The sequence below is a fragment of the uncultured Eubacterium sp. genome (genome assembly GCF_937958975.1).
Classification (GTDB): Bacteria; Bacillota; Clostridia; order Lachnospirales; family Lachnospiraceae; genus Eubacterium_G.
The window spans coordinates 1-10,453 of record NZ_CALGRE010000046.1; the positions used below are offsets into that span (position 1 = coordinate 1).

The 10,453-nt window shown below is 37.8% G+C and carries 9 protein-coding genes; 5 read left to right on the forward strand and 4 right to left on the reverse strand.

What is annotated here, in order from left to right; genetic code table 11:
• The 3 genes from Q5O86_RS09160 to Q5O86_RS09170 all read right to left on the reverse strand — a co-directional run.
• Nucleotides 1-3,191: family 43 glycosylhydrolase (locus tag Q5O86_RS09160; RefSeq protein ID WP_302626844.1), on the reverse strand; the 3,191-nt coding region annotated here is incomplete at its 3' end.
• Between the two features lie 96 nt (nucleotides 3,192-3,287).
• Nucleotides 3,288-4,163 (reverse strand): glycosyl hydrolase family 28-related protein, encoded by an 876-nt coding sequence (locus Q5O86_RS09165; protein ID WP_302626845.1) that lies wholly within the window; start codon nucleotides 4,161-4,163, stop codon nucleotides 3,288-3,290.
• A gap of 141 nt (nucleotides 4,164-4,304) precedes the next feature.
• A complete protein-coding gene (locus Q5O86_RS09170; RefSeq protein WP_302626846.1) occupies nucleotides 4,305-5,057 on the reverse strand; it encodes a hypothetical protein in 753 nt (250 codons plus the stop codon).
• Between the two features lie 187 nt (nucleotides 5,058-5,244).
• Between Q5O86_RS09170 and glyA the strand changes: the two genes are divergently transcribed.
• Both glyA and Q5O86_RS09180 read left to right on the forward strand, forming a co-directional pair.
• Nucleotides 5,245-6,486, forward strand: coding sequence for a serine hydroxymethyltransferase (gene glyA, locus Q5O86_RS09175; protein ID WP_302626847.1), 1,242 nt, complete (start codon nucleotides 5,245-5,247; stop codon nucleotides 6,484-6,486).
• Between the two features lie 29 nt (nucleotides 6,487-6,515).
• Nucleotides 6,516-6,923 (forward strand): hypothetical protein, encoded by a 408-nt coding sequence (locus Q5O86_RS09180; protein ID WP_302626848.1) that lies wholly within the window; start codon nucleotides 6,516-6,518, stop codon nucleotides 6,921-6,923.
• A 42-nt stretch (nucleotides 6,924-6,965) separates the two neighbouring features.
• Here the strand turns inward: Q5O86_RS09180 and aroC are convergent, their stop codons facing one another.
• Nucleotides 6,966-8,063: a chorismate synthase gene (gene aroC, locus Q5O86_RS09185; RefSeq protein WP_302626849.1), complete on the reverse strand. Its 1,098-nt coding sequence runs from the start codon at nucleotides 8,061-8,063 to the stop codon at nucleotides 6,966-6,968.
• A gap of 220 nt (nucleotides 8,064-8,283) precedes the next feature.
• Here aroC and tgt point away from each other — a divergent pair, with 220 nt between their 5' ends.
• From tgt to Q5O86_RS09200, 3 genes are all read left to right on the forward strand, one after another.
• A complete protein-coding gene (tgt, locus tag Q5O86_RS09190; RefSeq protein ID WP_302626850.1) occupies nucleotides 8,284-9,420 on the forward strand; it encodes a tRNA guanosine(34) transglycosylase Tgt in 1,137 nt (378 codons plus the stop codon).
• Between the two features lie 12 nt (nucleotides 9,421-9,432).
• Nucleotides 9,433-9,738, forward strand: a complete 306-nt coding sequence (gene yajC / locus Q5O86_RS09195) for a preprotein translocase subunit YajC (RefSeq protein WP_302626851.1) — start codon at nucleotides 9,433-9,435, stop codon at nucleotides 9,736-9,738.
• A gap of 252 nt (nucleotides 9,739-9,990) precedes the next feature.
• Nucleotides 9,991-10,453 (forward strand): isocitrate/isopropylmalate family dehydrogenase (locus Q5O86_RS09200; protein ID WP_302626852.1); only part of this gene is annotated, 463 nt, incomplete at its 3' end.

Here is a 10,453-nt window from a genome sequence, read left to right on the forward strand (position 1 = left end):
GCAGCCGCCGAAGTCGAGCAGATTGATATTTGTTTTCCATTGTAAGCATTTGTATTATCAACAATAGTAGCTTTGTCGACTGTAGCATCTGCTACCGAATATATGACCGCATGTTCACTCTTATTAGCGCGTTCCCCAACTAACTCTACACCGGTATCTGTCTGTACTACCGTATTAATTGTACCATCTGCGTTGAATGTTACTTTATCTACACAAACGCTCCTTAATTCTCCCTGATTGGAGATTGCCTGATTATGATAGAATAAGTACCATTCCCCTTTATATTCAACAATGGAACCATGGCTTGTATAGCTGCTGACAGAGTCTAAGACAATTCCTTTGTATTCCCAAGGCCCCAGTGGATTGTTACTTGTGGCATATCTTAACCGGTTGGCATTGTTTAAGTTATCAGCGTACATCATGTAATAAACACCGTTTCGTTTGAATACCCATGAAGCTTCATGAAAATCATCGAGACCGGACATCTCTATAACATTTCCTTCAATAGAAACCATGTCGTCTGCCAGTTTTGCTCCCACAGCTTTGCTTCCGCCTCCGATGTAAATATAGGATGTGCCATCATCGTCTGTGTATACACAAGGGTCAATCAAAGGATAATTTGCGAGCCCTTCAATATATTTTCCTGTATCTTTAAAGTTCTTTGCAGGCTGACTGCTTGTGGCAACTCCAACTTTCCAAGTATTATTCCAGTCTGTTCCACTTGGATGTGGATAGTAGAAATAGTATGTGCCATTCTTGTAAGCACAGTCAGGTGCCCACATAAATCCACCTTCAGGTTTTCCCCAGCTTACATCCTCAGACGATAAAATTTCTCCTTCATCAATCCAGTCGACCATATTGTCGGAGGAGAATACATGATATCTGTCCATCAAATCACATCCTCTTGCCGGGTCCATATCATGTGAAGCATATACATAAATACGTCCATCTTCCCATACATGAGCGGAAGGGTCGGCTGTAAAAATGCTTGTGATAATAGGATTGCCGGAACAAATTGCATCTCCCGGTTTTATCGGATTATCAGGAATGTTTGTCTCTCCCGTATCTACTATGCCATTTGGCAGGTCATTTTCTTCTGATGCATTGAAAGCATAAAATTCGTGAATGGACCAATAATTGCTCTTAGAACCTGTCTGTAAAATTCTTACATAACGGGAATTTTGCGTATTAAAGGTGATAATTCCGCTTGAGCCTGTACCGGAAGCAATTGCATTTCCCCAGTTACTTCCGTCATTGCTTACATAGATTTCGTAAGCGGCAGGAGCATCCGTGGAACTGCTTGTTGCCGTATCAAGAATCAGTGTGTTAAATTGATATGGTTTTCCAAAATCTACAGTAAACCATTGACCGGAAACCTGTGAGCCGGATGTATCCCAGCGAGTATTGATATTAGAATCCAGTGCATTTTTTGCATTATTATTCATGTTAGAGGCAGTGGCAATCCATCCTGAGCGGGAAATATTGGATAAAATTCCGTTGGAAGAAAGCGTTGCATATGCACTTTGGTTGGTATTCCACTCTTTGAAAGCGGATGTGGAATTGTTTCTATTGTTGACAGTAGAACCGGATACTGCAATATATTGTTCACTGCCGGTATTTACAAATCCGCTGCCGTTTTGATTTAAGTTTGATGAAACGATATTTACATTACTTCCCGACATGTTGGCAAAGGTATTTTGCCCCGGATTCTGGAACTGCGCACCGTATAAATTCAAAGTAGTATGGGATAAAGGCTGTGCATTCATTCCATACGAGGCCTGTCCCCAGTAATCTGAGTTATACAGATTAAGAGTCATACCTGAGTTTTTATCCAGATAATAATATGACGTATCGTCTGTGGCATTACTTAAGGCAACTACCTGTGAGTTATATAAATGAAAGGCAGCGTTTGTATCAGGGCCTGCATAAATGGAATTGCTTGAGCCGTCGATACCCATACCCATAGATGAGCCGGAAGGACCGCCATTTCCTTCATTTTCCAATACAAAGCCTCTTGCTGAGCCATAGTGGAAATCGTTGTATAAAATTTCGTTCTTACAGTCGCCCAGAATGAGAAAGTCTAAATATTTTAGTCCGTAATTGTATAATGGAGCATTGCTTACACCGTTAGGCATATTAGAAAAGCTGCCAAATTTACTCTCGTTACCACAGGCATAGACAATGACATTAAACATTAAATTAAATATTTTACCGTTTTCACAATTATTGCCAACTTTTACACCCACATTGAAGCAGTGACCACCCAGAAAATCTACATAATGGTTGTCACATCGATATGTAAATAAGTCCAGAGTTTTGTAGGAAGCTCTCACGGAGGAGTTGATAATATAAATATTTTCTCCCTGTCCCTGAATTGTATAAGGATATTCTGCCGGCATCCAAGAAGCATCACCGGAGAATACTTGTTCTGGATAATCAACGACAATACCGCGAAGTCCGGCATTGGCTTTTAAATTAATAAAACAGCTTCCGTTTGGATTGTTTCTGTTCTCATATGCCTCTAAAATGGTTCCGGAACCATGAGGAACAGTCTGTAAATCAACATTTCCTCTAAGTTCAACGTTCAACGGAACAGTTAAATGTCCTCTGACTTTGTACTTTCCATTAGGAATAAATACAATACCACCTCCGTCAGAAGCTGCCTGGTTTAGAGCTGCCTGTATGGCAGAAGTGTTATCATTGGAAGAAGTGCTTGCATAGTATGGAGCTTTTGTCACATCATATAAAACACATCTCTTTGGAACATGAAAATCAAATGTAATTTCAGGAAAATCCTCAACATTTGTTACCGCTGTTTTATCAGAAATAGAAATTTCATAGATGGAATTATTGGTGATTGTTCTTGTGTTTTTAAACTGACATCCCTGAATAATACCACGACCGGATAAACCAAAATAAATTTGAGGTGCAAGATTATTGAAATTGCAGCTGTTTGCAGTAAGAGTACCGCCATTGATTGCAACTTGTCCTGAATTAACAGTAGATTTGTTAAATATTACCTTTGTATTAGATGTCGGAGAGACTCTCAGGGCATATTTGGATGCCGAAATTGTAGTATCGAAAAATTGTGCTACATCGGATGTACCATCTCCAAAACTAATACCTGTTTCACAATTTGTCAGCTTTATCTTATCAAAAAGAATACCGACAGAGTTTGTTGCGTTAATCATAATACCCGTCTTACAATTACTGAAATTAAAATTGTAATGATGTCCGTTAGGAGTAGCATTATCACCTTCGGAAAGCGTTTTTTCGCAGTCGTAACCTCACATATAACCGTCAATGTCTATGTTACATGTGTACGACCAGTCGTTTCTTCTCATAACGATACCGGTTGCATACTCTTTCATATAAGAACCAAAAGAGGTTTTATTTGATGGAGCATTAGATAGTCCTGAGTTTGTCCAATAATCAGGTGAAAAGTGAACACCGTCAATTCGTCCGACATCAGCAATCTTGTCAATTTCAATTCCTTTATAGAGCGTTGTTCCATATAAATTATAGACAACAGGGGAAGCTCCGCCGTTATCATAATGAAACAGAATGCCAATGTAAGAATTTACAAGAGTGACGTTTTTGGTATTACAGTATTCGTTTCCAAAGTAGTTGTTGAGACCGTATCTTATAGTTGGTGCGTATGGTGTGATATTTTCGGAATCTTGTTCAGGATACCATATAGCCAAATCCATAAGACCGGTTTCCGGTGCCATTTCAATAAATGGTGTGCTTCGTTCATTGCCGTTTCTTCCGGCATAAGCCATGAGCAAAGTACCATCCGGAAGAGCCTTGTCCTTGGACGGCTTAGTCCAGTCACCTCTCAGCGTAACTCCTTTTGGAATTGTAAGATTTCCCTTGATAACGTATTTTCCACCCGGTACATATAAAGTACCTCCGCCTAAGTCTCCTAATCTCGTTAATAATTTTTGGAAAATAGTTGTGTTGTCAGTAACTCCATCACTGACAGCACCGTAATCTTTTACGTTATAGGAATAGATAAAAGTATCGGATTTATCAACTGTATATTTCAGTTTATAATCCGGAGCCTGGATATTGTTTATATCCGCGGCATAGACGCTTGCTGCCGGCAGGACAAACAGTGCCATAGCAAGCACAAGAAATAGAGCTTTGAATGTTTCCTTCATTGCGTATATCCCCCTAAAATAAAATAGATTTGTCTGGCTGTATACTAAACCACTTTATACAACCATAACACTTATGAGTATAAGAAATTTTTATTAAAGTTGCAATAAAGAAAGCCTTTTTTTGTCAAAAATCTATAAAAATTACATAAATTTTATGCTTCGGAGTTCTTCTTGGAGTTTGCCGGCATATTCGCTCAGTTCATTGTATTGTTCCATAATATGTTTTTTTGTGGATTGTAAATGAAATATCTCGTTATTTTTTTCATATAATAATTTTTGTGTCTCAATTAATTTATCACTTTTATTCGATAGAGCATTTTTTAACTGGTTAATATTTTCCTGTAAAACTTTTATATCACTGGAGCTATTTTGGTTTAATGTTGTAATTTTTCCGTTTTTGCTCAGGTAATAAAAATCATTTTTTAAAATAATATAGGTTTTTTGACCGGAATTGAATACATCAAAATCCTCGCTCTTTTCTATATCACGTTTTATGAGACAGGTTTGTTGTGGAGAAGAACACAGCAGATAGTATATTTCGTAGTTATCTTTTTTGAGATTATGGCTACAGTAAAAAATATAGAGTTCATTTTCGCACATGATAGGTGAAACGTTAACAATATAACTATTACTTTCTTTGTTTTCCATAGGAATAGATAGAAATTCCATGAAATGATTGCCATTTAAAGACGCCAATTTTATTTTATTATCGGTGGATATATAATAAAGATATTTTTTGTTTCCCTCATATACATCAAAATCCTGTTTGACATCGTTAAATAAAACTCCTTTAGAATAAATATGTCCGCTCGAAGCAGTATACATATAGACATTTTCTTTATTCTGATATAGAATGATTGGCTGCCCGTTATCAAATGCAAGTATTTTATACATAAAAACCTCCGTCCCGTTTTTTAAAAATTTACTTTCTAATATATTTTTTTATAAAAAAGAATAGAACAAATAAAAGAAATAATTTTTTTGAAAAAATTCATTTTAAAATGTCTTATGATATGGTAAAGTAATATAGGAAAAATTCGGTTGCATTAACCGTTAGATATATTAAAGTGGAGGTACATATATGTTTTCATTTGATGAAGTAAAAAATGCAGATGCAGAAGTTTTTGCTGCAATGGAAGATGAGATGGGAAGACAGCGTTCACATCTGGAACTGATTGCATCAGAAAATTTGGTGAGTAAGGGTGTTATGGCGGCTATGGGCAGTCATCTCACAAATAAATATGCGGAAGGATATCCGGGAAAGAGATATTACGGTGGATGTGAGTATGTTGACGTAGTGGAACAGCTTGCAATTGACAGGGCAAAGGAACTGTTTGGCTGCACTTATGCAAATGTTCAGCCACATTCGGGGGCACAGGCAAATATGGCAGTATTTTTTGCACTGGTGAAACCGGGTGATACTGTAATGGGAATGAGCCTTGATGCCGGTGGACATTTGACACACGGTTCACCTGTAAATATGTCGGGTACATATTTTAATATCGTATCTTACGGTGTAAATGATGACGGATTTATCGACTATGATAAGGTGAGAGAAATTGCTATAGCCAATCAACCAAAGCTTATTGTTGCCGGAGCAAGTGCATATCCAAGAAAGATTGATTTTAAGAAATTCAGAGAAATTGCAGATGAGGTTGGCGCTTATCTTATGGTTGATATGGCGCACATTGCCGGTCTTGTGGCAGGAGGACAGCATATGAGTCCAATCCCTTATGCGCATGTTACAACGACAACAACTCATAAGACTTTGAGAGGACCGAGAGGTGGTCTTATTCTTTCAAGTCAGGAATTTGCTTTGGAACACAAATTAAATAAAGCTGTTTTTCCGGGGATTCAGGGAGGTCCTTTAATGCATGTAATTGCAGCTAAGGCAGTATGTTTTAAAGAAGCATTATCAGATGAATTTAAACAATATGCAAAGGATATCGTTGACAATGCACAGGCATTGGCAAAGGGACTGACAGACAGAGGATTTGACCTTGTATCAGGTGGAACAGACAATCATCTGATGTTAGTAGACCTCAGAAGTAAAAACATTACAGGTAAGGAGTTTGAGATTGCTCTTGATGCGGCAAATATTACATGTAATAAAAATGCTATTCCAAACGACCCTCAGAAACCTGGAATTACAAGTGGTGTAAGAATCGGAACACCTGCTGTAACTACGAGAGGATTAAAGACAGAGGATATGGATGTTATTGCTGAGTGCATGGCAGACATCGCGGATGACTTAAACGGAAATTGTGAGTCCGTAAAGGCAAAGGTTAAAACATTGACAGATAAATATCCGTTGTATGAATAAAAAAAATAAATCTGGAAATTATTACATATATGAAGAGTGTAATAAATAAAGATTTTATAAAATGTGGTATTACAGGCTGGTGTATGGAAGTGCTCTTTACATCAGCCTCTTGCATTAAAAAGAAAGATTACAAACTGATAGGTCAGACTTCTATATGGATGTTTCCGATTTATGGAATGGCGGCAGTGATAAAACCTATTAGTTGTAAGTTAAAAAAGCATAACAGAAGGACAATAGAGCGCGGACTCATATATACGGCAGGAATATATGCTACAGAGTATGCTACAGGGACCTTATTAAAAAAGAAAGACAGATGTCCTTGGGATTACAGTAAGAGTAAGTATCATGTCAATGGTGTGATTCGTTTGGACTATGCACCTTTATGGTTTATTGTGGGATTAATGTATGAGAAAATGCTTAGCAGAAAAAGTTATTAGAATGAATTTGCTAAAAAAAACAGGTGTAAAACACCTGTTTTTTTAGCGATAAAAATCTTTAATCTTATCTATTCTGGATGTCATTGCAGTAAAAAGCATATCTACCAGTGTAATACTTGTCATTGCCTCTACAACAACTACGGCTCTTGGAACAATAATCGGGTCGTGACGTCCTTTGATATTGATATCAATATTCTCACCGGATTTGTTTATGGTCTTTTGTGTTTGTGCAATGGACGGGGTAGGTTTGACAGCAGCTCTCAGAATGATAGGAGAGCCATCGCTGATACCACCCATAATTCCTCCGGCATGATTTGATGTTTTATGAATCAAACCGTCTGTGATTGTAAACCCATCATTGTCAGCAGAACCGGTCATGGCTGCCACTTTGAAACCGTCACCAATTTCCAATCCTTTGACTGCTCCGATAGACATTATTGCTTTTGCTAAATTCGCATCAAGTTTTTCAAATACCGGTTCGCCGATACCGGTCGGCATACCTTCGATGATACATTCAATGATACCGCCGCAGGAATCCATTTCAGCCATTTTTTCTTTCAGCATGTCGGCAGCTTTGCCGGCAGCATCGATATCCGGCATATACATTGGATTTTTTGTTATTTCAGTTTTATCAAAATTATCATAATTAATTTCGATATTGCCAATAGATTTAGAGTAGGTCGTGATTTCTATGCCAAGTGCATTTAGAATTTTTGAAGCAATCGCGCCGGCAGCTACACGTCCTATAGTTTCACGCCCGGAAGAGCGTCCGCCGCCTCTGTAATCCCTGAAACCATATTTTTCATCAAATGTGTAATCAGCATGTCCCGGTCTGTAGTAGGATGCAATCTGGCTATAATCAGCGGAATGATGGTCTTTATTGTGGACAATCATTGAAATAGGAGTACCGGTTGTTTTTCCCTCAAAAATACCGGATAATATTTCGACTTTGTCATCTTCGCTTCTCTGTGTCGTGTATTTTGACTGTCCGGGTTTTCTTCTATTTAAAAAGGTTTGGATGTCCTCCTCGCATAAATCGATTCCGGCAGGGCATCCATCTACAACAACGCCCAATGCTTTGCCGTGAGATTCCCCCCAGGTTGTAATTTTAAAAATATTGCCATATGTTGAACCAGCCATAGCAGCCTCCTTATTTTTTGTATAAGTGACGGCGAAAAGCAATTTGCTTTTGACGACCGCATACAATCCCAGAATGCGGTTGATGCGGATTCTGGTGATTGCTTATAACAGTATATCAATTGAAATCAATTACTGCAAGAGAACAGCGGATTATTTTCCTTGCATTGAGTCGATAAATCCAATACAATATACAGGGTAAGATTTAAAGGAGAAAAATACAATGTTTAAAATATTAGCAAAAGACGGCAATGCAAAGCGCGGCGAGTTTATAACAGTACATGGAAATATACAGACGCCTGTATTTATGAACGTAGGAACGGCAGGTGCGATAAAGGGTGCGGTTGCCGCAGAAGATTTAAAAACGATAAAAACACAGGTAGAACTTTCTAATACATATCATCTTCATGTAAGGCCGGGAGATAAAATTGTAAAGCAAATGGGTGGACTGCACAGGTTTATGAATTGGGACAGACCTATTTTGACGGATTCCGGCGGATTCCAGGTATTTTCTCTTGCAGGTTTAAGGAAAATAAAAGAAGAAGGTGTTTATTTTAATTCCCATGTAGATGGAAGAAAGATTTTCATGGGACCGGAGGAGAGTATGCAGATACAGTCTAATCTTGCATCTACGATTGCGATGGCTTTTGACGAATGTCCATCCAGTGTGGCATCCAAAGAATATATCAAAAATTCGGTGGAACGCACGACAAGATGGCTAAGACGATGCAGGATAGAAATGGATAGGTTAAATGGTCTTGATGATACAATCAATAAAGAACAGATGCTGTTTGGAATCAATCAGGGTGGAATATACGATGACATCCGAATAGAACATGCAAAAGCAATATCTGAAATTGATTTAGATGGATATGCTATAGGTGGCCTTGCCGTAGGTGAGAGTCATGACGAAATGTATAGAATAATAGAAAGTGTCGAACCGTATTTGCCAAAGGATAAACCAATATATCTAATGGGAGTGGGAACACCGGCAAATATTTTAGAAGCTGTTGAGCGTGGTGTGGACTTTTTTGATTGTGTATATCCATCGAGAAATGGCAGACATGGTCATGTCTATACGAATGCAGGAAAATTAAACTTGTTTAATGCAAAATATGAGACAGATGACAGACCGATTGAAGAGAATTGTCAATGTCCGGCATGTCAATATCATTCCAGAGCGTATATCAGACATCTGCTCAAAGCAAAAGAAATGCTTGGAATGCGTTTGTGTGTCTTGCATAATTTGTATTTTTATAATACAATGATGGAAGAAATCAGAGATGCCATTGCGGCAGGAAGATATCAAGAGTATAAAACCGACAAATTAGAAGGATTTAAAGAAAATGACAAGAATTAGGAGGTAGGTATTATGCCAATTTTAGCAACAGGTGCAGGTGCGGGAGGAAGCTGGCTTATAATTATTGCATATGTAGTGATTATTATAGGATTTATGTATTTTATTGCAATCAGACCACAGAAGAAACAGGAAAAGAAACAGAAAGCTTTAATGGAAAGTATCGAGATTGGAGACAGTGTTTTGACAACAAGCGGTTTCTACGGGATGATAATAGATGTACAGGAAGATACAGTGATTGTCGAATTTGGTGGAAATAAAAACTGTAGAATCCCAATGCAGAAAGCTGCAATCGTGGATGTGGAAAAAGCAGAAGCATAAAAAGTGATAATAAAAATGTTAAAAGAATCTCCAAAGTTATAATGAATAACTTTGGAGATTCTTTTTGTGATTCGTATTTGTATTTTAAATGTTAAAATTTATCAACTAAATATATTATATATATGTGTTGAAAAATAGCGTTAATTGGGGTATAATTTATGAGTTAATGTGGATTTTTATAATCACATTTCATAGAAATTTGGTTTTATATAGGAATCAAATTAGAAACTTTAAAGGAAAAGAGGAAGCAGAATGAATTTTAATGTTGCAGTAATTCCAGGTGATGGAATCGGACCGGAAATTGTTACAGAAGCACAGAGGGTTCTGAATGCTGTCGGAGAAAAGTATGGACATACTTTTCATTATGTAGAAGTGGATATGGGTGGTATTTCTATCGATAAACACGGGGTTCCACTTACAGATGAAGCACTTGAGACAGCAAGGAAAAGTGATGCGGTGTTGCTTGGCGCCGTCGGCGGCGTCGTCGGAAAGGACAGCTGGTATGATTTACCACCGAACCTAAGACCTGAGGCAGGGCTTCTTGCAATTAGAAAGGGACTGAATCTCTTTGCAAATTTAAGACCGGCGTATCTTTATAAGGAATTAAAGGAAGCATGTCCATTAAAAGAGGAAGTGGCAGATGCAGGCTTTGATATGATTATTGTGAGAGAGGATTTAGATATGGACTTATTCGAAGAAGATATCTTAGATTCCT